General features: G+C 40.0%; 25 protein-coding genes. 12 read left to right on the top strand and 13 right to left on the bottom strand.

What is annotated here, in order from left to right:
* Window positions 1–15: 15 nt before the first annotated feature.
* Window positions 16–780 carry a 2,4-dienoyl-CoA reductase gene (gene fadH, locus AMD01_RS02085; RefSeq protein WP_053399722.1) on the bottom strand — a complete coding sequence of 255 codons (765 nt, stop codon included), beginning with the start codon at window positions 778–780 and terminating at the stop codon, window positions 16–18.
* A gap of 329 nt (window positions 781–1,109) precedes the next feature.
* On the opposite strand from fadH, the gene AMD01_RS02080 reads away from it, so the two are divergent.
* Window positions 1,110–1,973, top strand: a complete 864-nt coding sequence (locus tag AMD01_RS02080; protein WP_053400097.1) for a metallophosphoesterase — start codon at window positions 1,110–1,112, stop codon at window positions 1,971–1,973.
* Between the two features lie 31 nt (window positions 1,974–2,004).
* On the opposite strand, the gene AMD01_RS02075 is transcribed toward AMD01_RS02080, so the two are convergent.
* Both AMD01_RS02075 and AMD01_RS02070 read right to left on the bottom strand, forming a co-directional pair.
* On the bottom strand, window positions 2,005–5,148 hold the full coding sequence (locus AMD01_RS02075) for an MMPL family transporter (protein ID WP_053399721.1): 3,144 nt from the start codon (window positions 5,146–5,148) through the stop codon (window positions 2,005–2,007).
* Window positions 5,145–5,603, bottom strand: coding sequence for a MarR family winged helix-turn-helix transcriptional regulator (locus AMD01_RS02070; protein WP_053399720.1), 459 nt, complete (start codon window positions 5,601–5,603; stop codon window positions 5,145–5,147). The genes AMD01_RS02075 and AMD01_RS02070 overlap by 4 nt, the downstream gene beginning before the upstream one ends.
* 159 nt (window positions 5,604–5,762) lie before the next feature.
* Here AMD01_RS02070 and AMD01_RS25045 point away from each other — a divergent pair, with 159 nt between their 5' ends.
* The 3 genes from AMD01_RS25045 to AMD01_RS02055 all read left to right on the top strand — a co-directional run bounded on the left by AMD01_RS25045 (window position 5,763) and on the right by AMD01_RS02055 (window position 7,570).
* Window positions 5,763–6,200 carry a hypothetical protein gene (locus AMD01_RS25045; protein WP_083446380.1) on the top strand — a complete coding sequence of 146 codons (438 nt, stop codon included), beginning with the start codon at window positions 5,763–5,765 and terminating at the stop codon, window positions 6,198–6,200.
* A 197-nt stretch (window positions 6,201–6,397) separates the two neighbouring features.
* A complete protein-coding gene (locus AMD01_RS02060; protein ID WP_053399719.1) occupies window positions 6,398–6,916 on the top strand; it encodes a L,D-transpeptidase family protein in 519 nt (172 codons plus the stop codon).
* 186 nt (window positions 6,917–7,102) lie between these two features.
* Complete coding sequence (locus AMD01_RS02055; RefSeq protein ID WP_083446379.1) at window positions 7,103–7,570, top strand: YkyB family protein; 468 nt, start codon at window positions 7,103–7,105, stop codon at window positions 7,568–7,570.
* 98 nt (window positions 7,571–7,668) lie between these two features.
* Here AMD01_RS02055 and AMD01_RS02050 read toward each other — a convergent pair whose 3' ends face one another.
* Together AMD01_RS02050 and AMD01_RS02045 are read right to left on the bottom strand one after the other, a co-directional pair.
* Window positions 7,669–8,574 (bottom strand): chemotaxis protein, encoded by a 906-nt coding sequence (locus AMD01_RS02050; RefSeq protein ID WP_053399718.1) that lies wholly within the window; start codon window positions 8,572–8,574, stop codon window positions 7,669–7,671.
* A 96-nt stretch (window positions 8,575–8,670) separates the two neighbouring features.
* Entirely contained in the window at window positions 8,671–9,999 is a 1,329-nt protein-coding gene (locus AMD01_RS02045) for an MFS transporter (protein ID WP_053399717.1), read from the bottom strand.
* 274 nt (window positions 10,000–10,273) lie between these two features.
* Here AMD01_RS02045 and AMD01_RS02040 point away from each other — a divergent pair, with 274 nt between their 5' ends.
* Window positions 10,274–10,468 carry a hypothetical protein gene (locus AMD01_RS02040; protein WP_053399716.1) on the top strand — a complete coding sequence of 65 codons (195 nt, stop codon included), beginning with the start codon at window positions 10,274–10,276 and terminating at the stop codon, window positions 10,466–10,468.
* Between the two features lie 40 nt (window positions 10,469–10,508).
* On the opposite strand, the gene corA is transcribed toward AMD01_RS02040, so the two are convergent.
* A complete protein-coding gene (gene corA, locus AMD01_RS02035) occupies window positions 10,509–11,480 on the bottom strand; it encodes a magnesium/cobalt transporter CorA (protein WP_053399715.1) in 972 nt (323 codons plus the stop codon).
* Between the two features lie 164 nt (window positions 11,481–11,644).
* Between corA and AMD01_RS02030 the strand changes: the two genes are divergently transcribed.
* Window positions 11,645–11,866 carry an IDEAL domain-containing protein gene (locus tag AMD01_RS02030; RefSeq protein WP_053399714.1) on the top strand — a complete coding sequence of 74 codons (222 nt, stop codon included), beginning with the start codon at window positions 11,645–11,647 and terminating at the stop codon, window positions 11,864–11,866.
* A 112-nt stretch (window positions 11,867–11,978) separates the two neighbouring features.
* Window positions 11,979–13,145, top strand: coding sequence for an aminotransferase A (locus AMD01_RS02025; protein WP_053399713.1), 1,167 nt, complete (start codon window positions 11,979–11,981; stop codon window positions 13,143–13,145).
* 29 nt (window positions 13,146–13,174) lie between these two features.
* Here the strand turns inward: AMD01_RS02025 and AMD01_RS02020 are convergent, their stop codons facing one another.
* Complete coding sequence (locus AMD01_RS02020) at window positions 13,175–14,044, bottom strand: NAD(P)-dependent oxidoreductase (RefSeq protein WP_053399712.1); 870 nt, start codon at window positions 14,042–14,044, stop codon at window positions 13,175–13,177.
* A 371-nt stretch (window positions 14,045–14,415) separates the two neighbouring features.
* Between AMD01_RS02020 and AMD01_RS02015 the strand changes: the two genes are divergently transcribed.
* Both AMD01_RS02015 and AMD01_RS02010 read left to right on the top strand, forming a co-directional pair.
* Window positions 14,416–15,027, top strand: coding sequence for a nitroreductase family protein (locus AMD01_RS02015; RefSeq protein WP_053399711.1), 612 nt, complete (start codon window positions 14,416–14,418; stop codon window positions 15,025–15,027).
* 107 nt (window positions 15,028–15,134) lie between these two features.
* Window positions 15,135–15,797, top strand: a complete 663-nt coding sequence (locus AMD01_RS02010) for a GNAT family N-acetyltransferase (RefSeq protein WP_053399710.1) — start codon at window positions 15,135–15,137, stop codon at window positions 15,795–15,797.
* A 37-nt stretch (window positions 15,798–15,834) separates the two neighbouring features.
* On the opposite strand, the gene AMD01_RS02005 is transcribed toward AMD01_RS02010, so the two are convergent.
* Complete coding sequence (locus tag AMD01_RS02005; RefSeq protein ID WP_053399709.1) at window positions 15,835–16,608, bottom strand: hypothetical protein; 774 nt, start codon at window positions 16,606–16,608, stop codon at window positions 15,835–15,837.
* Window positions 16,609–16,798: 190 nt separating this feature from the next.
* On the opposite strand from AMD01_RS02005, the gene AMD01_RS02000 reads away from it, so the two are divergent.
* From AMD01_RS02000 to AMD01_RS01990, 3 genes are all read left to right on the top strand, one after another.
* Complete coding sequence (locus tag AMD01_RS02000; RefSeq protein ID WP_053399708.1) at window positions 16,799–17,674, top strand: LysR family transcriptional regulator; 876 nt, start codon at window positions 16,799–16,801, stop codon at window positions 17,672–17,674.
* Between the two features lie 279 nt (window positions 17,675–17,953).
* Window positions 17,954–18,325 (top strand): CidA/LrgA family protein, encoded by a 372-nt coding sequence (locus tag AMD01_RS01995; protein WP_053399707.1) that lies wholly within the window; start codon window positions 17,954–17,956, stop codon window positions 18,323–18,325.
* Window positions 18,322–19,008 (top strand): LrgB family protein, encoded by a 687-nt coding sequence (locus AMD01_RS01990; RefSeq protein ID WP_053399706.1) that lies wholly within the window; start codon window positions 18,322–18,324, stop codon window positions 19,006–19,008. Before AMD01_RS01995 ends, AMD01_RS01990 begins: the two co-directional genes overlap by 4 nt.
* 32 nt (window positions 19,009–19,040) lie before the next feature.
* Here AMD01_RS01990 and ptsP read toward each other — a convergent pair whose 3' ends face one another.
* From ptsP to AMD01_RS01965, 5 genes are all read right to left on the bottom strand, one after another.
* Window positions 19,041–20,762, bottom strand: a complete 1,722-nt coding sequence (gene ptsP / locus AMD01_RS01985; protein WP_053399705.1) for a phosphoenolpyruvate--protein phosphotransferase — start codon at window positions 20,760–20,762, stop codon at window positions 19,041–19,043.
* A 2-nt stretch (window positions 20,763–20,764) separates the two neighbouring features.
* The gene (locus AMD01_RS01980; protein ID WP_053399704.1) at window positions 20,765–21,031 is read right to left on the bottom strand and encodes a phosphocarrier protein HPr; all 267 of its coding nucleotides are present in this window, start codon (window positions 21,029–21,031) and stop codon (window positions 20,765–20,767) included.
* A gap of 20 nt (window positions 21,032–21,051) precedes the next feature.
* A complete protein-coding gene (gene ptsG, locus AMD01_RS01975; protein WP_053399703.1) occupies window positions 21,052–23,106 on the bottom strand; it encodes a glucose-specific PTS transporter subunit IIBC in 2,055 nt (684 codons plus the stop codon).
* Window positions 23,107–23,448: 342 nt separating this feature from the next.
* Window positions 23,449–24,300: a glucose PTS transporter transcription antiterminator GlcT gene (gene glcT / locus AMD01_RS01970; RefSeq protein ID WP_053399702.1), complete on the bottom strand. Its 852-nt coding sequence runs from the start codon at window positions 24,298–24,300 to the stop codon at window positions 23,449–23,451.
* Between the two features lie 99 nt (window positions 24,301–24,399).
* Window positions 24,400–25,248, bottom strand: a complete 849-nt coding sequence (locus tag AMD01_RS01965) for a hypothetical protein (protein WP_169775919.1) — start codon at window positions 25,246–25,248, stop codon at window positions 24,400–24,402.
* Between the last annotated feature and the right edge of the window lie 26 nt (window positions 25,249–25,274).

The following is a 25,274-nucleotide window of genomic DNA, read 5'->3' as shown; positions in this document are numbered from 1 at the left end:
AAAAGAATGGTGCTCTTAAAATGGGTGCGGACTTAACCACTGACCACCATCCATTGTAATACAGTCACCATTAATGTAAGCGGCTTCATCTGAGAACAAGAAGGAAGCCAACGCAGCGATTTCTTCTGGTGTGCCTAATCGACCTAGTGGAACCGAATTTAACGTACGTTTTGCCGCTTCTTCTGATTCCCAAAGCTTGTCTGCTCCCCCTGTACGCTCAATTGGTCCAGGTGCAATAGCGTTCACGCGGATTCCGTATTTTTTCCCCCACTCTACAGCTAACGTACGTGTCATCGTTAATACCCCAGATTTTGCACAAGCAGAATGAAGAACACCAGCTCCAGCATTCCAAGCATACGTAGCCACAATGTTAATAATGCTTCCTTTAATATTACGGTCAATCCAGTAGTTTCCAACTGCTGAACTGCAATAGAACGTTCCATTTAACACGATATCAATGACGCTGTTCCATCCATTCACGCTTAGTTTTTCCGCTGGACAGATGAAATTTCCTGCCGCGTTGTTCACCAAATAATCAATTCGGCCAAACGCTTCATCTGTCGCTTTAACCATATGAGCCACGTGCTCAGGCTGACGAACATCCATTGGCACAACCAATACTTGTCCATCAAACGTTTCAATTTCTGTTTTTACTTTTTGTAATTTCTCCTCGGTACGACCCGTGATAACCACATACGCGCCGTCCTTCGCGAAACGCTGCGCCATATATTTCCCCATACCACTAGATCCACCTGTTACAATAACAACCTTGTTTTTCATTCTCCATCCCCCTTGATGAAAATTTTAACTGCTATCATACTCATTTTACCTTTTTTCTACTCAAGTTGACACGTTTCTTTCAAAATTTTTAAATAATTCACGGGAAAATGACACTTCTATCTCCATTCTTGTTAAACACATCCTTTCGTTTACGAAAACTTACTATTCATATAGAATGAAATAATCCAACATTCCTAGAGGGTTTCCACAATTATGAGTGGAATTTAGTATAGATGTACCCATAGGTAAACTGTTATACTCATCTATGCACGATCAAATAAATAACAAGAAATAATTAAAAAATTTAGGATGCTAGGTTGGTTATTGTAATGACAAAGAAATACTCAAGACGCGTCTTTTTAAAAGGATTATTATCGATTGGTATTGGCTCCTTGCTTACTACAAGTCTTGGCTATGCCTATGCAAGATACATAGAACCTCGACAGTTACAGGTGACGACCAAAAATATGACGTTTGCTAACCTTCCTAAAGGGTTTGATGGCGTTAAAATTCTGCAATTCAGCGATATCCATTTAGGTTTAACGTATGACCTTTCAATGCTGAGTCGCCTTGTAGATAAAATTAACGCGCTAGATCCGGATATTGTGTTGTTTACAGGGGATTTGATGGATATTCCAAATCAATATCCATATACAAAATTAATTCCACCTATTTTAAAGCGGATCCAAGCGCCTCTCGGGAAATTTGCTATCTATGGAAACCACGACCACGGAGGTTACGGAACAGATATTTACAGAAAAGCGATTGAGGATTCTGGCTTTCAACTACTTCGTAATGAAACGGTAAAGGTTAGCCTCATTGATCAATCGTTTATTACGATTAGTGGCTTAGACGATATTATGTTAGGACAGCCTGATTATCAAAAAACATTCGGCACATTGGGAAAAGACAATTTTTCATTGGCGATGGTTCACGAGCCTGATGTCGCTAAAAAAGTAGCGGCGTATAACGTGGATCTTCAGCTATCTGGACATACGCACGGTGGACAGATTCAAATTCCATTTTATGGCCCGCTCTATACGCCTCCTTATGGACGTAAATATGAAGAAGGCACCTTTGAAATTGGACCTTCTAAAATGGCACTCTATGTGAATCGCGGCCTTGGCACTACTAGGCTTCCTTTTCGATTTTTAGCCAAGCCGGAAATTACACTTTTTGTCTTACATCACTAAAAAGCGCGAGACCATTGGTCTCGCGCTTTTTTCATTTCTCTTCTTTATGTTGTAAAAATGGCCACCAGTTTGCCTTGCCGAAAATCTTCACCATACTTGGTACGAAGAACGGTAAAAGCAGCAGGGCATATAACAATAGCCCTGTTAGCACTAGTGTCGCAATTTGAAGAAGCGACAGTACCCCAGATGGAAGCATGGCTGCAAATGTACCAGCCAAAATAATGGCCGCTGATAAAATAACAGTGCCCATATTTTTCATCGATAGAATGATTGCTTCTTCTACTTTATGTTTGCGATATTCATTAAAACGGTCCATAAGGAAAATGGAGTAATCCACGCCTAATGCCATCAGTAGAACAAACCCGAAAAACGGAACTGCCCAGTTCACGCCTGGATAGCCTAAAATATCAACGAAAATAACCTCGGTCATCGCAGCTGACGTATAGTACGTTAACAGCAAGGATGCGATAATGTACGCCGGCATAATGAGCGAGCGTAGTAAAATAATGAGGATTAATGCAATCCCAATTAGCATAAAGGTAACGGTTTTTGAATAATCAGCATCCGAAATTTGCTTTAAATCTGCAAAAATACTGGAAACACCTGAAATACCAAACGTTGCGTTTTCAAGTTTTGTGTCATTCATTCCGCGCTTTACAGCATCTTCTACTTCTTGAATGTTGGTTAAGGCTTTGTTTGAGTATGGATTTACTTTCAGCACCACATCAATCGTTGTCACTTTTCGGTCAGTAGACATATACACGTCTAAAATTTGCTGAAACTCTTTGTTTTTTAACGCATCTTTTGGTAAGTACCAGCCCGTCATGTCTTTATCCTGTGACTTCGCCAGTTCAGCCAAGTAGCTTGTGGCAGAATCTAATCCTCCACTTACTTTGGTTAGACCTGTTACGCTTTGATCTAGTCCGTTTGTTAGCTCCCCAATTTTACTTACAAACGTCCCAACCCCTGTTTGAAGCTGCTTTTGACCTTCTGCAAGCTTTCCTAAACCTGTCGACATTTCCGGTAGCTTTGAAATAATTTGCGACTGTCCATCAGCCGCTTTTCCAATGCCTGTTTCAAGCTGGGTAATGCCCGTAATTAATTGATCAATTCCTGCTCCAAATGCTTGCTGACCTTGCACAACTTTCGATAAATTTGTATTGGCCGTTGCAAGGCCTTTTGACGCCCCTTGAAGATTTGTATTGAGCGTTTGCAAACCTTTATTTAATTCAGTAGCGCCTCCACTCAACTTCCCAACTTGCTGCTGAAGGGCACCATAATCTCTCATAAAATTCGCATTGCTCTGAACGTCAGGATACTTCTGAGGGAGAAGCCCCATTTGTGTATTAATAGCGGCAAGGCCTTCGCTAATCGAGGACAGATTCTTCTGAATCTCACCGTATCCTCCTGATAACTCACCAAGCCCTCCTTGCAGCGTTTGATAGCCTTTTAAAAGCTCACTGTTCGCATTGGCAAGTTTGACCGCATTTTTCTTCACTTCTTGAAGACCTTTTTTCGCCTCTCCTGCACCTAACGTCCCTTTACGAAGTCCTTCTTCAATCGTCGTTAAGCCACTTTGAACCTGTGTCACACCTGTTTTAATTCCGTTGGTGCCTTCAACAAGCTTCGTAATGTTTCCGGTTGCTTCTTTCATTTGAGGTGTTGAATTTGTTAAATTCGTAGAAGCTTCTTTGAGCCCATCCCGAATTTTAACAATCCCATCGTTTCCTTGACCTAAGCCTTTATTGAGCTCATCGACTTGATTACTAACATATAAATCTTCTAAATCATCGCCGACTGGTCGAGTGGCACTTCTTACTTTATCCACGACTTTTACTTTATCTAACTCACGGTTGATTTTTTCAATAATGGTTAAGTACTCACGGTTATCCATGCGCTCATCGTTCTCAATGACGATCTTCGCCGGAAGTGATTCACCAGGACCAAAACTATCAGAAATTAAATTAAAGCCTTTAACAGATTCATAGCTATCACCAATTTCGTCCAATGAGTTAAACGAAAGCTTGCCATCATATTTCCATAATAGCGGCGCTATTACAGCGGCTAGAATAAGAAGGACAATGAACGGTCGTTTAATAGACAGATTCCCTGCCCATCCCCATAGACGGCTTTGCGAATGGCCAATTGCTCCCTTCATTGGCCAAAATAGTTTTTTGCCTAACACCACCATAAAGAATGGAACCACTGTCCATAAAGCGAGTAAAAGAACGGCCACTCCGATTGCAACGGCAGATGCTGATTGATACAATTTAAACGTCGCAAGCCCAATAGAAGCAAAGCCTACCAATACAGCTAAGCCACTGAACAGAACCGTTCTTCCTGCGGTTTTATATGTCGCAGCAATGGCATCTAATGGATCCTCATAGTTCACCATTTCTTCTTTAAAGCGACTGAGGAGTAGAATACAGTAGTCTGTTCCAATCCCAAACAAAATGGCCACGAGGAAAATTTGAGTAAAGTTTGAAAGTGGAAAATCAAAATAATCTACTAAATAAGCGACAATTGATTGGCTAATAATATATGTAAAACCAACCGTAATTAATGGAATAATCGGTGCCACAACAGAGCGGAACACGATGATTAACACCGCTAAAATAAAGACAAGCGTAATAATCTCCGTTTTCTTCAGCCCTTCTTGGGAACTTACCACCACATCTTCATCAATTAAATTACTTCCTGTCATATGTGCTTCTACGGCACTTTTATCCACGACTTTTTGAAGACTTTTACGAATATCTCCAATTTCCTTCCCTGTCATATCTACCGTTAACAGAGCTAAAATAGTTTTGTTGTCTTTTGATACAAGTTGGTTTTTCAAATCAGCTTGCTCAAAGTGAGTTGTTACTTCTGTGATACCTAGTTGTTTCTTCTGATCTTTAAATTGTTCAATGTTATGTTTAATTTGTTCGAGCTCTTGCTGATCTAACTTTTTCTTGTCGTGATAAACAACCACAATGGATGCTTCATTCTCATTTTCACCACTTTTTTTGTCTAAAATTTCATTTGCGAGTGAAGAAGAATATCCTGATGGAACACCAATCTGACCTTTCTCCCTCACTAAGTTCTCCATGTTAGGCGCTAAAAGCGATAAAACAACGGCTCCTACAATCCAAACTGCTAGCAATACCCATCGTAACTTAATAATGGCCTTCATAGCTGCTCCTCTCCGTGCATCCGTTTAATGATGGTCGTAATTTTTTCATACGTATGGATGAATGTCTCTACTTCCTCGTCATCTAGTTCCTGTAGATACGAAGCGACCATCTGCTCAATCGCTCCCTCACCCTGCTCATAAACCTCATCACCTTTTGAAGTAGTCGTGAGCCAAATGCTACGTCGATCTTGTTCATCCTGAACTCGTTTCACATAATTCTTTGCAACGAGTCGAGCGACCATCGCGGTAATCGCGCTGCGGTTTACCCCGCAAATATCGGCTAATTCAGACGAGCGACATTTTCCTCGCTGTTTCAGCGAACGGAGTACGTTGTATTGCTCCATCGTCATATTTTCGGGTAGCTTTTCAGCAACAATAGATGATACTTGCCTAAGCGCGAAAATATGCACATCTTCATAGCGCTTAATCAGCGCTTTTAGTTTTTCTTTTTCCATTTAGTTCACTCCTTGAACTATTCACTACATAAACTATATAAAGAGAGAAGTGCTTTCGTCAACCTATTTCTTTCTAAACGGGAATTTTTCTTATAGGGCAGGCTCAATCCCCTTCCACCTTCCATACACTATTAAGACAAAGCATAAGGAGGTTTGTACATGTATTATTCATATATTCCCTACCCCGCATATGATCCTTACCGTTCAATTGCTTCAGAAGATGAACGATTTTTCTTCGGACTTCCATTAGTTGCTGGATTAGCTGGCGGTCTTCTAGGTGGGCTGACAGTTGGCGCGATTGCTCGTCCTCCGTTCCCAGGGTGTTGCCCTCCGTTCCCTCCTCCGTATCCTGTTCCATACGGAGGCTATCCAGGCGCTTTCGGCGGATACCCTGGAGCAGCCGGTATTCCTGGAGGTTTTGGTGGCTATCCAACGGGAAATATTAACGCCGGAATCGGCAACTTCCCTTCTCAAATGGCTATTCCTGCATCTCCTTCAACTGGAGGAGCTCCTGTTTACAACACGTATTATTCATCTCCAACGATGCAGCCCATGCAACCGATGCAATCCATGCAGCCCATGCAGCCACCTAAATAGCTTCACCACAAATAGGACGTCTAAAAGACGTCCATTCTCTTTTCTACGATTAAATTACATATGAGCACCACGTTTGAAAAAGGACTTATCTTGTCCTCCGTTATAAAATCATTTTGTTATTCTTGAAATGATTTCTTTTCCATAAGATAGATCATGTGAACGATTTTTAGTATCACCAAAAGTACTCTTGGTGATCGATGAGAAGAGGTGTTCAAGTGTACCATATCGTAAAATCTGGTGAAACGCTTTATTCAATCTCGCTGGATTATCGCATTCCTTATGACATGCTCTTGAGTGCAAATCCAACTGTAAACCCTGACACAATTGTAGTCGGGCAACCTATTTACATTCCTGGTCTTCCACCAAAGGAAAGCATCCCCTATTCCATTTACGTTTATCTAAAGGAAAAACGACTGTTGCTTATCCATGATGGGAAACTGATGAAAACATATCCGATTGCCGTTGGAAAAATGTTGAGCTCGACTCCACCTGGAAATTATGTGATTGTAAACAGGCAACCTGACCCTGGTGGTCCGTTTGGTGAAATGTGGCTCAGTCTCTCGAAATATCACTACGGTATTCATGGAACGAACAACCCTTCTTCCATCGGAAAAGCGGTTTCGATGGGGTGTATACGCATGTACAATAAAGATGTTCTCGAGCTTTCATCGCTCGTTCCAAATGGAACTGGCGTCTATATTCTTCCACACAAATAACACCCTTCCGCATTCCTACAAAATGTTGCTCGCTTGCTTATAGGCGAGCCATTCTTTCTTATCTGAAAAGCTTCCCTTGAAAGAAAATAAACGGCTCTTTTTACTTACAGTTGTCCAAAACTCAATGTTTGCAATTTGGACAAGAAAGGATATAATAAATAGAAAGTTTATCAAAGGAGGAACACCATGCCTCATCATACAGATCAATCAAAACCAGCACATATGAAGGTTGATGATCTTGCTCAAGCTATTTTCACTGTAAATCGTCATGCAAAGGCTGCTCCAGATCCTAAAATGTTATACACTCTTAAGAAGCTTGCACTAGAAAAATTGATTTCAGAAGGCAAAGCGAAAAAAGAAGGACTGCATTTTTCGAAAAACCCTGGGAAAAGCCAGCAAAAATCAGATGTTTTAGTGGCTGTCGGTAACTATTACTTTCATATTCCCCCTAAAAAGGAAGACTTCCAAACGCTATCGCATCTTGGAGAGTTGGATATGAATTATCGAAACCCTAAAACAACGATGTCGCTTTCAACCGCAAAGCGCTTGCTTTCACAATATACCAACTACTCATTAACGCCTCCTCAATCTTCTATGAATACACGTCGTAAAACCGCTCCCATCTTTAAACCTCTGGGAAAAAGCTATTTTTAACTTTCTACCATTGTGTCACTAATAAGGGCTGAGCTAGAGGAGCTTTGTACGTTTAATAAACGCCTCATACTATTCGTATGAGGCGCTTTTGTGTACTTTTATAAAATAAGTGAATCAATTTGTTCGATAAGGCGCTTGATTTCCGGCTTACTAACCTGCGCACTAGCTCCAACCATTTGTCCCTTATGTTGGAGATCTTCTGTAATAAGAGACGAAAAAACAATGACAGGTAAAATTGATAACTTATCGTTTTCCTTAATGCGTTTCGTCAAATGATGGCCGTCCATTTGGGGCATTTCAATATCGGTAATCACAAGCTGTACTTGATCCTCAATCGCCTTATTCCCTGCTACAATAGATTCTAAATAAGCCAGCGCATCTTGACCATTTTCGAAAAACTCCGTAATGACGTAGCCTGCTTCTTCTAACGTATCGCCAATTAAACGACGCAATAAAGGCGAATCCTCGGCAATTACAATTCGCTTATTGGAGCGCTTTCGTTCACCGAGCTTTTTGACGGAGCTCACGTCGATTCCAAAATCAGGATTAACGTCCGTAATGAGTTTTTCAAAATCAAGCAACAAGATCAGCTCTTGTTCCATTTTAACGACTCCTGTAATCTGTGTTTCAAGTCCCTGATATAACTCGGAAGGCTTTTCGATTTGCTTCCATGACAAGCGATGGATTTTTGTCACACTATGAACATGAAATACGATTTTTTGCTGATTAAACTCTGTGACAATAAATTTATCCTTCTCAGGCGTATCAGATGGCGGAAGTTTGAGTGCCTTCGCTATATCAACAATTGGCAAAACCTCACCGCGGAGCTCAATAATCCCTTCAACATACGGATGCGAATTCGGAACCGGATTAATCGTTACTGGATTAATAATTTCTCTCACTTTAATGACGTTAATGCCAAAACGAATATGTCGAACTCCAAACTCCACAATTTCAATTTCATTTGTACCGCTTTCTAGTAAAATCCCTGCGTCTTTGTACATCCAATTTCGCCCTTCCATGTTAAAAATTTGTATTTCCATTATATAATTACTAGTATTAATTTCATAGAATAATTGCTCAAAACTCCCTCCATTTTCTTATTTTCGGACGGTTTCGTACCTCGTCTTTAAATGCACCCACAGTCCAATCCCCGCAAGCAACAGTAGAGATGCTAAAGCAATTCGACTCGCAAGCGCCCCGTAGTCTTTTAACGCCCATGTGATGGTTCCGTATAGCAATGGACCTACAATAGCCGACAACTTTCCTGAAAAAGCAAACAAACCAAAGAACTGCCCTCTTTTGTTTTCAGGTGATAGCTCAATAATAAATGTTCTTGTAGCGACCCACATAGATCCTAATGAAACGCCGAATAACGATCCTGCCACCCAAAACATCGGGACACCGTTTGCGGTCACGGCAAAAAGAAGGGCGACTACCAAAATGACACCAACCATTGTAACCGCACGCCGAGACGTAAATTTTTTCACCACATATCCGAATACAAAAGCACCAATAATACTTGCCACCGTCGATATTAAGTACAGAAGAATAAAACCACTTGTTGTAAATCCTATGACGGCTTTTGCGTAAACGGCCATCATCGCAATAGCCGTCGCAATCGCATCATTAATAAAGAAATACGTAATCATAAATAAAAAAATAGACCGAAAAGCGCGCATTTCTTGAAACGTTTGATAAATCTCTTTATAACCACTAAAAAAAGATTGCTTCTCCTTTACATCGACATGTTGAGGGGGTTCCTTTACCCAAAATATAATCGGCAGCGAAAAAAGAAGATATAAAATGGCCGTTGGAATGAACGCACGATGAAAATCATGGTCTCCCACAAAGAAATAAACGCTCAATCCTACAAGCGTGCCAAAATATCCGATCGCCACCCCAAAGCCTGAGATGAGGGGCATTTGTTCCTTTGAACCTAAATCCGGCATCATGCTGTCATAAAATACGAGACTTGATTGAAAGAAAAATTTCGCCAGCACAAACAAAATAACGACGAGTATTAACGAGAGCGGTAACATTGTCGCATGATCCCACTGCTTCTGATATGCTGCTACTCCCATTCCGAACGTACAAATAATCGATCCGAGTGCAAAATAAACGAGCGGCTTTTTCTTTCGCTTCGTGCGATCGATCATCGTCCCGTATAGCGGTGAGAAAATCACTAAAAATATGCTAGCTAGCGCATTGGCATACGAAATGAATGTACTTGCTAGCTGCTTCATCGCCTCACTGTTACCGACTGTTTCCTCTAAATAAAAAGGAAAGAAAATCGTGGAAATATTAGAAGAGAAAATCGTATTTGCAAAATCATACAAAGCCCATGAAACAATTGGAAGTGTGATATAAACAGGTAACGTAATGAATTTTTTCTTTGATGGTATCATGTTCTTTTCAAGCTTACTCATATGCATCCTCCTTTTCTTTCTTCTATTTGATTTCCATTCGTAAAAACAAAAACCTGTTTATTTACAAATAATTATGAAAACTTTTACGAATAAAGAGATTCATTCGAGCAAATTTTTTCTTCTTTTTATGAAAACGAAACCAATGTGATGATTTTAAGGAAAGAAGGGAATTTATATTTTTCAAGAGGGATTCATACGTCTAGACGAAGCCAAAAAAAACTCATATACTACGAGGTGAATTAAAATAAAACATATATAGAAGGTGGACGTTTTCATGAAAGGCTCTGTTATTCTATTCTCTGAAGACCACGAAATGAAGATTTTAGAGGGAGTAGAAAAACCTATTTATGACAAGATTAAACAACAAGAAGCAGCTCAGCACTGCTTTATTACACTTGATGATCGCGAAATTGATTTAGGCTACGTATCGCCTGTTTACTGGCGAGAAGGCCAGATTGATATGGAATAAAGACGAAAAAAAAAGGTCACGCACATTGCGTGACCTTTTCTTATAGCTTTGATCTCTTGCTAAAGCGGAACCAGCCTTTCTTCTTAAACCAAAGCGTCATCCCGATCGAAATCAGAACCATTACAGCTAGTACGATAAAGTAATTGTAGTGACCGCGTAGTTCCGGCATATTTGTAAAGTTCATTCCATACAGTCCTGCTATAAACGATAGCGGCATAAAGATCGTCGTAATAACTGTAAGAGTCATCATAATCGAATTCATTCGATCAGAGTTAATCGAAATATAGTTATCTCGAATATCCGAAGTAAACTCTCGATTTGCTTCAATAAGCTCCGTAATTTTCAAGAGATGATCATAAATATCTTGAAAGTAAATCTTCTGATCGTTGACGTGCGCAATACGTTCTGAATTTAAAATACGATAAAGCAAATCACGCATAGGCAAAACCGTTCGACGCATCTTAGATAAGTCGCTTCGAATATCAAATACTTCGTCCATGATATCGGATACGGACGAATCAGAATCCGTCGCTTCCTCAATTTCATTTAACCGGTCTTCGATTCGGTAGATGGGTGGAAAATAGTCATCTACGAGCTGGTCCATTACCGCATGCAGGATTGTCATTGGACCTTGCTGAAGTGCCGTATCCTTTCGAACACGTGCCCACGTATTGTTCAGTCCTCGCACTGACTTTTTATGAAAGGTAACGATGTAATTGCTCCCAACGAACACATCTACCTCTTCTGGCGATAGGGTTTTTTGATTCAAATAATGCATTACAATGAACACATACTTATCAAAAAAATCCATTTTAGGACGCTGTACAAATTCCAAACAGTCTTCAATAGCTAACGGGTGAAAGCGGAAATGTTTACTTAAAAGCTGAGATTCCTCGTTAGACGGCTGATCGAAATCAACCCAGTACCAAACAATGTCAGGCTTTTTCAAGGAACGAAGCGATAGATCGTATTTAATTACACCAGCTGATGTTAACGCGCATGTTCTAATCATATCTGCTCCTTTAAATCTTCATTATGTATCTTTCCTATGTACCCTTTTTTCATTTTTTTCAAACACCTAAAATTTTAACACATTGCGGTTAATCGTCATATATATGGGTAAATAACTAACAAGATGATTCGGAAGACATTCTAATTTGAAGGAGGTACATAGTCATGAGCTACTACAGAAAAAACGCGAATGACTTTTCCCGAAAGGATTTATATACACAAAGAGAGATTCAATACCAAAAAACAGCGAACGATTTACTAGATCATTTAAGCTACGTTTTCAATAAGGAACGCCTAACCTTTTTAATTGATGACGCATTAGATAAAGGCGATAAAGAAACGTTCATTCAATTAACAAACGAGTATAAAAAATTAGAAGAAGCGTAACATGTGCCTCTGCTTTGGACCTTCATTCAAGAGCAGGGGCACATGTTTTTCTTTTGAACGTAAATGGTTGTGGTACAATAAGTGGGATATTGCAACGGAAGGATGATTGTTAATGGAACACTTGCTAAATAATCGCGTAAAACAACTACAAATTTCAGGCATTCGTACCTTTTTTAATATGGTCTCTCAATATGAGGATGTCTTGTCGTTAACAATCGGACAGCCTGATTTTTTAACGCCAGATCATGTAAAAGAAGCGGGAAAGCAGGCAATTGATCAAAACCTAACTTCCTATACACATAATGCTGGAACGATTGAACTGCGAAGGGCAGCTTCTCAATTTATCCAACAAAAATACAACCTTACATACAATCCAGAAAATGAAGTTATTGTGACGGTTGGAGCAAGCCAGGCAATCGACATTGCTTTTCGAACCATTCTTGATGAAGGATCTGAAGTCATTTTACCAGGACCTGTATACCCTGGATATGAACCGCTTATACGTCTAGCAGGTGCGACTCCTATTCACGTTGACACAACTGAAAACGGATTTCGTCTGACGGCTGACTTAATTGAGCCTTATCTAACAGAGGAAACGCGCTGTATCGTGTTACCATACCCATCCAATCCGACGGGCGTGACGCTTTCAAGCAAAGAGCTTCACGAGATCGCCGCGCTTTTAGAAGATCGAGATATCTTTGTTCTGTCAGATGAAATCTATAGCGAGCTTGTCTTTAACGGCACTCATACATCCATCGCCACGATTCCATCCATGCGAGAGAAGACGATTGTCATCAATGGTGTATCCAAGTCTCATTCAATGACAGGATGGCGTATTGGCCTGTTGTTTGCGCCCTCTTATTTATCACAGCATATCTTAAAAGTTCATCAGTACAATGTAAGCTGTGCGTCATCTGTTTCTCAAGCAGCCGCATTGGAGGCGTTAATGAACGGCCAAGAGGATCCTCTTTATATGAAAGAGGCGTATATGGAGCGTATGAATTATGTGTATGATCGCCTTGTTCAAATGGGCTTTGAGGTTGAAAAACCAACGGGAGCATTTTATATTTTCCCATCCATCCGTAAATTCAACCTCTCTTCGTTCGATTTTGCGCTTATGCTTGTAAAAGAAGCGGGTGTTGCTCTAGTGCCAGGTAGCGCATTTTCAGCGCTCGGCGAGGGCTATGTACGCTTGTCTTACGCTTATTCTATGGAGCTACTAAAAGAAGCGTTAGATCGTATAGAACGCTTTTTAAAATCGAAAAATCTTTTGGCATAAACAAAAGACGAGCATTCGCTCGTCTTTGCTTATTTATATAACTCATACAATGCTTGCGTACCTTTGTCTGCCTTGCCTTGTGCTGCAAGCGAATCGTATAGTTTTTTAGCCTGCTGTAGACCTGGAACGTCCATGTTCATGGCTTCTGCTTCTTCTAAAGCAATTCCCATGTCTTTAATAAAATGCTTAATATAAAAGCCCGGTTCCAAATCTCCTTTGATCATACGAGGAGCCAAATTACTAAGTGACCAGCTTCCTGCTGCACCAGATGAAATAGACTGCAACACCACTTCGGGATTTAGTCCCGCTTTTTCCGCATAAACGATCGCTTCACTTACACCCATCATATTAGATGCAATCGCAATTTGATTGCACATTTTCGTATGCTGACCTGCCCCTGCATCACCTTGTAAAATGACGTTACTTCCGAGCAACTCCAAAATCGGTTTGCAAGCCTGGAATGCGTTTTCGTCTCCTCCTACCATAATCGTAAGCGTTGCTTCTCTTGCGCCTACGTCTCCTCCGGAAACAGGTGCGTCTAATGAAAACATGCCTTGTTCATTTGCTTTTTCATGAATTCGAACCGCAAGAGATGGTTTAGATGTTGTCATATCAATAAAATATGTACCCTTTTTGGCATGAGCAAGCAATCCATTTTCACCTAAGTATATTTCTTCTACATCTGATGGATAGCCAACCATTGTAATAATAACGTCACTAGTTTGTGCTACTTCTTTCGGCGTTTCGCACCACACTGCACCACTCTCAATTAATTCTACTGCCTTTTCTTTTGTTCGGGTGTATACATGTACCTCGTGCCCTGCTTTCATTAAATGAGACGCCATGCTTTTCCCCATTACCCCCGTGCCGATAAATCCAACCGTTTGTTTGCCTGTCATATCTCTTCCTCCTCTTCCTGTATGAAAAAACATCCTTTTCTTTATCTTACCTGATGAGCACCGTTTTAAAAAGAACTATCCCTTAAAATGTCTTCATTCCTCTGTATAGAAGAATAGAAGCAACACAAAATAAGCGAAGCGTCTTCTTCACCATTTTTTTGTTTGAAGGACAGCTCGCGCATCAGTTTTTCGCAATAACGTTTTAGGGTAGAACTAGCGTAAGAAATGTTTGTTATCTTCTGAGCATTATTTCTTGACATCCTTGGGAACGTTTATTAAAATTTGCATGTATCTCTTACTTACAAAAAGTAATGAAGTATTCAAATGTAATCAAATGTATTTTTTTACCATATAATCTGGAGGGAATTTTTATGTCAAAAGATTTTTTTGAAGTCGTAAGCTCTCGTACATCTATTCGTGAATATGATCCAGCTAAAAAACCGAGCAAACAAGATTTAACAGAAATTCTAGAAGCAACTGTGAAGTCTCCGTCTGCGTGGAACCTACAACACTGGCACTTCATGGTCATTACAGATTCTAACGCTTTAGAGCGCCTTCTCCCAATCGCTTATAATCAACGTCAAGTCGTTGATTCTGGTGCTGTCATCGCTGTATTAGGTGATTTAGAAGCAAATAAAAACGTAGACGACGTATACAATCCACTTGTAGAAGCTGGACACATGACAAGCGAAGTTAAAGACATCCTTGCTGGCCAAATTAACGGCGCATACCAAAACGGTGTATTTGCTCGTGACGCAGCGTACAGCAATGCTTCTCTAGCGGCTATGACGCTTATGCATGCTGCAAAAGCAAAAGGCTTTGACACATGTGCAATGGGTGGCTTCAACGCTCAAAAATTCATTGAAGAATTTAAAGTGGAAGATCGTTTTGTTCCCGTTATGCTACTTTCTGTTGGAACAGCAGCAAAAGAAGCACATGCTAGCGACCGTTTGCCGTTAGATCAAGTAACAACTTGGATCTAATTTAAAAAGCTCCTTTACGGAGCTTTTTTTTTGTGGGCTAAAAATCACCCACCTGTGGGAGAATCCTTTATAATAGTGTTATCAAATCACGAAAGGCAGGTCCTGTGATGTATCAGAAAAAATGCTACGTATTTGATCAAAAAACACCTCGTATGGCTATCATTCGGAATTATACACCCTCAGATTTCTCATCTCTCATTCGTGTTCAGCAAGCAGCCTTTCCTCCCCCTTTTCCGTCAGAATTATGGTGGTCAGAGGAACAGTTACACGAACACGTCACTCGCTTCCCGGAAGGCGCATTATGTGCCGAAATAGACGGCACAATTTGTGGATCGATTACAGGTCTACGCGTGAAAACTGATGATTACCCCCACACCTGGTCAGAAATTACCTCGGATGGTTTTATTACTAATCACACCAATAGTGGTCAAACTCTGTATATTGTCGACATTTGCGTATCACCCTCATATCGTAAGCTAGGTATTGGAAAGCTGCTTATGTCGTCTATGTATGAAGTCGTCGTGCAGTTGAAACTGGATCGTCTCCTAGGCGGCGGACGAATACCTCACTATCACCGCTATCACCATGAATTATCTCCTGAGCAATACTTAGATGGCATTCAATCGGGGCGTATTTCCGATCCCGTTATCACCTTTCTTATGCGCTGTGGACGTACTCCTGTAGGAATTGTCGCCGACTACATTGAAGACGAAGAATCGCTTCATCATGCTGTGTTAATGGAGTGGAAAAATCCATTTTTAGCCACATAAAAAGGAGAGGCCCACTTTTTACAGTCGGCTCCTCCTTTTACATTTCAATCAGTTCCCATTCTAGGTCCTTCTTATTTAACACAAGCGTAGCTTGAAAGCTTCCTTTATGCGACGATTCTTCAAGATCATGCAGCATTTCTTCCATGTCAATATATTTACCGATCGTAAAAATCGGAATTTGAATATCTTTTCGCGTCTGCTGTACTTGCTTCAAATCCACTACTAGTCCATCATTCGCAAGCGTAAGCAACGTGTTTACTAATACGAGCGGGACCGGTGGATACTCCAATTTCTTTTTTAAGAAAGTGAAGCGAGACTGCTTTGTCACAGACAGTTTCATCGGAATCACACGACTCACAATGTGATTCATATCATAAATATTTCGATAGTACGTTTTATTAAACCATCCGTCTTCACTGCTTAAATAAACGAATTGGTTATTTAACTTGTGACTAAATGCTGTACGTAGTGGTTTTTTATAGTGCCCTAAGTAAAGTAATGCAGCCAAGTCCTCATCGTGCAATAGTTCAAAAGATGATGATTCATCAAAATCAACCCAGCAAAAATCACCGTACTTACTAACATCTTCTTCTACTAAGCGAGGAAGCTGTTCATTTTCTACATAATCTAAATGAACGCCAAAATCATAGTCACTTTCCTCATAACCATGTTTAAGAAGCAGGACATTTGCTAACGGAGTAGGGATCGAATGAAAAAATTCGCGAAATTCAATTCCGTGTGTAATGAAATATTGCTCATGCAAATTTCCGTTTATGTAAACAATGTCTCGCAGCGTATCTACTTTACTCAACCTTACTAACCACCTTTTCTGTCAATCACATACGAATGTCTGTCCAATGAATCTATTATAGTCCTTTCTCAACAAAAGAGAAACTAAAAAAGTGGAACAAATCTGAAATATTGATTTGTTCACTTGTTCACAAATATAATGGATATACTTACTTTAACATACAATAAACTCAACTGAAAGGAGCGATTCGATGGATATTCGACAGTTGCAATATTTCACAGAAGTGGCTCGGCAAAAAAGCTTTACAAAGGCAGCGGACGTTCTGCACGTTTCACAGCCATCTTTAAGTAAAATGGTAAAAGTATTAGAAGATGAATTAGGCGTTACTTTAATTGATCGCTCGGCTCGACGTATACAATTAACCGATGCAGGTGACATCGTGTATCATCAGGCAGAGAATGTTCTATCCTCATTAAGAGATTTATCGAATTCTCTCTATGATCTTATGCATATTCAAAAAGGACGAATCAAGATTGGCATTCCTCCTATTATAGGATCACTGTTTTTCCCCCACATTATGAAATCATTTCGACAAACGTATCCAGATATTTCAATTCGGATGATCGAATTTGGTGCCAAACGAATGGAGAGGATCGTAGAAGAAGGAGAAGTAGATATTGGTGTTGTCCTCTTACCTGTTAATGAGGAGTTATTTCGAACGATCCCGTTTGCGCGAGAAAAATTGCAGGTCGCACTACCAAAGGATCACCACCTCGCACAGCATAAAAAAATCGCCTTTCATGAGCTAAAGGACGAATCGTTTATTTTATTTCATGAAGACTTTTCCATGCATGAAATGATTTATCGGGAATGTGTACAGGCAGGGTTTAAGCCTACAATCGCTTATCAAAGCACACAATGGGACTTTATTGCCGAAATGGTAGCAGCAAGCATGGGGATCGCATTGTTTCCACAGTCAATTTGTCAGAAGCTTGATCGTGATCAAATTCAGGTAGTGGATTTAGAAAACTCCATTCCTTGGGACCTTGCGATTATCATTCGAAAGGATCGCTACGTCTCATTTGCGACAAACGCCTTTATTGAGCATATTAAATCCGTTATTTAAGCCTTTTCATAACTTTAGCGAATAGGATGAATAACATTTATATATTTTACCAATAGAAACGCCTACGCTACACTTATGTATGTAACAGGTTATTACTTGTTGATATGCAACCCCATTTGCATAATCCCAAAGTTTCTCTTTTCCCACTTTTGAGTCGTCTTTATAAGGCGACTCTATTTAATAGAAGCACGATTCTTAGACAGTGGGGACAACTGCTAGTCAATCATTACAATAATCTTTTCACAACATATTTTATTTTTATGAAAAGGCGGTGACACGTTGAAAACGTTATTTACATTATTTTTTCAAATCATTTTACTAACAGGTGTTTTTCTTGTTGGACAAGAACTCGTTCGTTTGCTTCATTTACCTGTTCCGGGGAGCGTCGTTGGTCTCTTTCTCCTGCTGATCTTACTGCAAACAAAAGTAATCAAGCTGAAATGGATTGAAAAAGGCGGCAATTTGCTTGTTGCTGAGCTATTGCTTTTCTTCATTCCAGCAACAGTTGGTTTAATGAATTATACCGATGTATTAAAAAACTACGGCTGGCAAATTCTTTTGATTATCCTAATTAGTACAGCGCTCGTCATGGCGAGTACAGGAATGATAGCCGAATTGATTTTCAAACGTAAGGGAGATAGTACAACATGATTTCACTACTAGCCATTGTGCTTACAATCATTATTTATGTGTTGGCTAAACGATTATACGGGCGCTTCAAATGGATTGTTTTTTCACCCATTATTCTGACACCCTTGGTGATTATGTTTATTTTGAAAGAAACCCATATTTCATATGATGCCTACAAAAATAACGTTTCTATTATCAACTTATTGCTGGGACCCGCAACGGTAGCATTCGCGATCCCTATGTATAAGTCGTTTCATCTGTTGAAGAAATACCGAATGGAAATTATTTTGAGCGTGACTGCGGGCACGGTGATTGCCGTCTTTTCATCGCTTCTACTTGCCATTTTATTTCATCTCCAAGATTTCCTCGTCCACAGCATTGTGCCGCGTTCGATTACGACCCCTATCGCAATGGATGTTTCGAAAACGCTTGGCGGCGACCCGAGCGTAACCGTTTTATTCGTTATTTTAACAGGTATCGCCGGTGCGACAATTGGACCGATTTTAATTCGCTTTTTAGCGCTTCGCTCCTCGATTGCAAAAGGACTGCTTATGGGCGTTGCAGCACACGGAACGGGAACAGCAAAGGCCTTTGAGTTTGGACAGCTAGAAGGTACCTTCTCAAGCCTTGCGATGATCAGTACAGCCATTATAACCATTATTTTATCGCAAACCTTTATTCCCTTATTATTTAACTTGTTATAAAAAAAAGACGATCAAAAGATCGTCTTTTTTTGTTATCCAATATGGAATGTCGCTTTTACGTAGTCTACTACTTCAGTTGTTGTAGACATTGCAAGAATTTTTTCGACGTGTTGCTCAATCTCACCTTTAGATAGATGACGGATTTGAGAACGTGCTTTTAGAATAGATGATGCGCTCATAGAGAACTCATCTAGTCCAAGACCAAGTAGAATTGGAATCGCGATTTCGTCTCCAGCCATCTCTCCACACATGCCAACCCATTTGCCTTCTTTATGTGCAGCTAGAATAACCATATGCACTAAACGAAGGATTGCTGGGTTGTACGGTTGGTATAAATAAGATACGCGCTCATTCATACGATCCGCAGCCATTGTGTATTGAATTAAGTCATTTGTTCCGATTGAGAAGAAGTCCACTTCTTTTGCAAACTGATCTGCCATCACTGCAGAAGATGGAATTTCAACCATCATCCCTACTTCAATGTTTTCAGATACTGTTACACCTTGCTCTTGAAGTTTTGCTTTTTCTTCTAGTAAAATCGCTTTTGCCTGACGGAACTCGTCGACTGTTGCGATCATCGGGAACATTACTTTTAGGTTACCGTAGCTGCTAGCACGTAATAACGCACGAATCTGTGTACGGAACATATCTTGCATTTCTAGGCATAGGCGAATTGCACGGAAGCCTAGGAATGGGTTCATTTCTTTTGGAAGATCTAAGTACGGAAGTTCTTTGTCTCCACCAATATCTAGTGTACGAACAACAACCGGTTTTCCTTCCATACGCTCAAGAACTGTCTTATACGCATCAAACTGCTCATCTTCCGTTGGAAGCGTATCGCGGCCCATGTATAAGAATTCTGTGCGGTATAAGCCAACTGCTTCTCCGCCGTTTTCTAATACACCTTTTACATCTTCAGGTGTACCGATATTAGCAGCAAGTTCTACGTGGTGGTCATCTGCTGAAACTGTACGTTCGTTTACAAGCTTCGCCCACTCCGCTTTTTGAACGTCATACGCAGCTTTTTTATCTTCGTATGATTTCACAACGTCTTCCGTTGGGTTAACAATAACATCTCCATCTAGTCCATCAATGATAACAAGATCACCGTTCTGGATGTCAGCCATAACTGTTTTCGTTCCAACAACCGCTGGAATTTCCATTGAACGAGCCATGATTGCTGAGTGAGACGTACGTCCACCAATATCTGTTGTAAACCCTTTTACAAATTTACGATTTAATTGTGCTGTATCAGAAGGCGTTAAATCTTCTGCAATCACAACTACTTCTTCTGAAATAAGACTAGGGTTTGAAATCGTTACGCCCAATAAATGAGATAATACACGTTTCGTTACGTCACGGATATCTGCTGCACGTTCTTTCATATATTCATTGTCCATAGACTCGAACATTGTGATGAACATACCAGACACTTCGTCTAATGAAGATTCTGCGTTTACGCTTTCAGACGTGATTTTATCTTTAATTGGATTGATCAGTTCAGGGTCACTTAAAACTAGAAGATGAGCAGCAAAAATATCTGCTTTGTCCTGTCCTAGTTCTTTTCGTGCGTGCTCTTGAATTACTTCTAATTCTGATTTTGCTTTGGAAACAGCTTGGTCAAAACGAGAAACTTCTTGATTAACATCCGCTACTGATGTTTTTTCAACGGTTAGTACTGGATTTTCTAGGCGAAATGCTTTAGCAATGGCAATGCCGCTAGAAGCGGCAATGCCTTTGATATTTTTAGTCATTATTACTCGCCTAAACCTTCTTTTTTCATTGTTTCTTCGATTGCAGCGATTGCTTCAACTTCATCAGAACCTTCAGCTGTTACACGGATTGTAGCGCCTTGTTGGATGCCTAAAGACATAACACCCATGATTGATTTTAAGTTAACTGTTTTCCCGTTGAATTCTAAGTTTACATCAGAATCAAATTTGCTTGCTGCTTGTACCAAAGTTGTTGCTGGACGTGCGTGGATTCCTGATTCGCTTGTTACCTTAAATGTTTTTTCTGCCATTTTTAATCAATCTCCTTTGATCACTTTGTAATGTTAAGAATGTTTTCTTCACCTTGTTCAACAGAACCTTGCTTTAAGATGTTGAGTTTCTCATCAGCACCTAAGTTAGTGAAGATAATAGGTGTAATCACAGATGGTGCATTTGCTTTTACATAATCCAAGTCAACTTTTAATAGCGGTTGACCTTTCATCACTTCGTCACCTTGTGATACAAGTGTTTCAAAGCCCTCACCTTTTAAGTTTACTGTATCAATACCGAAATGGATTAAGATTTCTCGTCCATCTGTTGATTCAATCCCTAAAGCATGCTTCGTCGGGAATAAGTTTACTATTTTTCCATCGACTGGCGCAACTACTGTGCCTTCTGATGGGATAATAGCGAAACCGTCACCCATTAATTTTTGTGAGAACACTTGGTCAGGCACTTCAGATAATGGAACGATTTCCCCTTTGATAGGTGAAACGATTTCATCACCGTTTGTGCTGTTTAGTGCTACTCCTTCATTTTGCACAGTTTTCTCTTCTTTTGCAACTACTGGCGTGCGGCCTTCCATAATATCTTTGATTTGTCCTTTTAATGTATCAGAACGTGGACCAAAGATTGCTTGAATGTTATTCCCTACTTCAAGAACTCCAGAAGCTCCTAGGTTTTTCAAGCGGTTTTTATCAACGTTTTTCGCGTCATTTACAGAAACACGAAGACGTGTGATACAAGCATCTAAGTGAGTGATGTTTTCTTGTCCACCAAGTGCTTCTAAAATGTTTTTTGGTAATTCTTCTGCTGTACCAGCTTGTGCTTTATCTTCTTCCGTTTTGTCTTCACGACCTGGAGTTTTAAGGTTAAACTTGCGGATCGCGAAACGGAAACCGAAGTAGTAAATAACGGCTAATACAAGACCTACTGGGATAACTAACCACCATGCAGTACGGTTCGGGAAGATACCAAATAGGATGTAGTCAATTAAACCACCAGAGAACGTCATTCCGATTTTGACATTTAATAGTGCCATTGTCATGAATGATAAACCAGCGAAAACAGCGTGAATTGCGAATAATACTGGTGCTACGAATAAGAATGAGAACTCAAGTGGTTCTGTAATACCCGTTAAGAAAGATGTTAATGCAGCAGAACCCATGATTCCTGCAACATATTTTTTATTTTCTGGACGTGCTTCATGGTAGATCGCTAATGCTGCTGCTGGTAATCCGAACATCATGAACGGATATTTACCAGTCATGAATGTACCTGCTGTGAATGGTACACCGTCACGAAGCTGCTGCATGAAGATGTGCTGATCCCCACGGATTAAGTTACCTGCTTTACTTGTGTATTCACCAAACTCAAACCAGAACGGTGAGTAGAAAATGTGGTGAAGACCAAATGGAATTAGTGAACGTTCGATTAAACCAAACACGAACGCTGATAAACCAGGATTTGCATTTAACATAAAGTTTGAGAATGCATTTAAACCATTTTGTACAACTGGCCATACGAAAATCATTGCGATACCTAAGATTAAAGACGCAAGCGCTGTCACGATTGGAACGAAACGTTTACCTGCGAAGAACCCTAAGTACGGTGGTAATTCAATTTTAAAGAAGCGGTTATACATAGAGGCTGCGATAACCCCGACGATAATACCCCCGAACACCCCTGTCTGAAGCGTTGGAATACCAAGAACATTTGCATACGCTGGAAGCGTTGAAATTTTCTCAATCATCTTAGGTGTTAACGTACCAATACCTTGTAACATTGTGCTCATCGTTACGTTCATGATTAAGTAACCGATAATTGCTGCAAGACCGGCAACTCCGTCACCGCCTGCTAAACCAACTGCTACCCCTACTGCGAATAGTAACGGTAAGTTACTGAAAATAATGTTACCAGAATCAGACATTACACTCGCTACTACTTGGAACCAGTGAGCTTTTAATGCCGGAAGATGTGTAAGTAAATCAGGATTTTGGAATGCTGTACCGAACGCTAAAAGCAAACCTGCTGCTGGAAGAATCGCTACTGGAAGCATAAGCGCTTTCCCGATTTTCTGTAAAACACCGAAAAACTTCTTAAACATATGAGAAACCTCCTTTTCCCTTAAACGACCATATCTTCATGTTAACGATTACAAAGTATATAAAAAAGCATGAGCAAAGAGGAAATAAAACGTTATCAAAATATACTATCTCCAGTATCCCGTGATAACATTCAACTAACCTCTCTACTCATGCCTGATCGAATCAGTAACACGTAGAAATGATCTGATTTAATATTCTATTAGAAAGACAATTGAATCATAGCAAGTTTTGAAAGGGGTGTCAACGCTTTTTTGCGAAAATTGTCGAAAAAAGTTCACAAAGCAAAGGTTTTCATTCCACTTTATAGAAAAATTCCCATTATACAGCGAGTTGATGTGCTATTATTCAGACTCTTCCTTCGCTGTTAAGCGCTGGAGATGCATCGTCAAATACACGGCTTCTGCGTCGTATACGGGTACTTTTAAGGACTGTTGCATAACCTTAATGACCTTCCATGCCAGACTGTAGTGCATCGGATATTCATTTCGTAAAATATCAGCGAGTCGAACCGATTCCTCTACCTTTTCGCCTTTTTTTACACGATCAATCGCAAAATGCAAGTGGCGAATGAGGCGCATATAATAAATCGATTCACGATCAATCTCAATCTTGAGGGAATCTTCGATCACACGAATAATTTGGTGAATAAGCTGCGAATGCTGGTTCACCTCTGATAAATTTTTACGTGTAACGGCACTATGGATATGAAGTGCGATGAACGCCACTTCCCCTTCAGGGAGCTGAACCCCTAATTTTTGATGAATAATGTCAATCACATCTTCAGCAATAGCATACTCTTTTGCGTAGAGCGTTTTCGTTTCAATTAAAAACGGATTGCTAATTTGAATCCCTTGCTGAATTCGTTTTAAAGCAAAAGCGATATGATCCGTTAACGCCACATGGATGTGCTCATTTAACGGTGCCTGAACGCTTTTTCCAATGTGTGTCATAATATCATTCATGACTTCGATAAACGTTTCATCTACGTGAGCTAAAATTTGCTTATACTGTTCTTGTTCTGCTGCATCTTGCAGTAAAAACATTTTCTCTACTGCTTCAGTCGAAATTTCATCGCCTTTTTTCTTGCCAAAAGCAATGCCTTTTCCGATAAGGACGACTTCTTTGTACTGTGAATGTGAAGCAATTAACACGTTATTATTTAAAGCCTTTTCTACAAAAAAGGACTCTTTCACGAATCCCCAACTCCCCTATTTCATACGATTTCATTCTTTCATCTTACCCAATCTATCAACAGCACGTCAACGAAAATTAATTACCTGTTTATGCCCTTGTTATCGTGCTCTCTGAAAACTATGCCGCAACAGCTTTCCGTTCAAAAAGGCGATCAACCAAAGATCTAATACGTTCATGATAAGGAACGTTAGTCTTAAAAAAGGGCGACTAGAGTGTAAAATACCCGTATGCAAAAGTACGGTATCAATGATAAACATCAAAATGATGACGGCAATTTGCCATAGATATGACTTTCTCTTTACAATAATCCACACATACATCCACGTCATTACGACCACATAAATTGTGTTCATATTAATATGATCTCGATTCGGATCAGAAAATAAGCCGACTTTATAATAATACAGGTGTAGAATAGTGGAAACGACAAACATAATACTACAATTGATCGCGATCATCAAAAAATAAAGCGTGGTGAAGTGTAAAAATGTTGAATAACGTGTTTTCATCCAGTAGTACCACATTTTCGCAATCGCAAAGCCGATCGTCATTAAAACACCTGTATAAATGGTTTTCCACCATTCATGCTCGTAAATGTGCAACGCGAGGAAAAGTTCTTCAATCCCCATGAAAAACACCGCTACCCAAATATACTGCTTGAACTTCCACTCATAAGCGACAACCGTAATTGCTGCTACTGGAAAGGCAAAAGCTTGCGAAGCAATAGACCCAAACATCCCGTCAATAAAACGGCTGCTTGTTATCCCCGGATCGTAGTGATAGCTATCTAATAGCACGAAAATTACGTATTCTAGCGCATACGCGAGTCCGATCATAAACCCGAACAAATAAAGCAACTTAACATCTCGTTTTTTGTACAGCACATAAAAAAAAACGATGCTACTCACTAATACTAATATAATAAAAGGCCCTACTCGAGGCATCATTCCGTCTCCTCACGAACAGTGTCATA

This window comes from Priestia koreensis (genome assembly GCF_001274935.1).
In the GTDB taxonomy this organism is placed as follows: Bacteria; Bacillota; Bacilli; order Bacillales; family Bacillaceae_H; genus Bacillus_AG; species Bacillus_AG koreensis.
The sequence above is the reverse complement of the archived record's forward strand: the minus strand, read 5'-3'. Positions and strand labels throughout refer to the sequence as shown.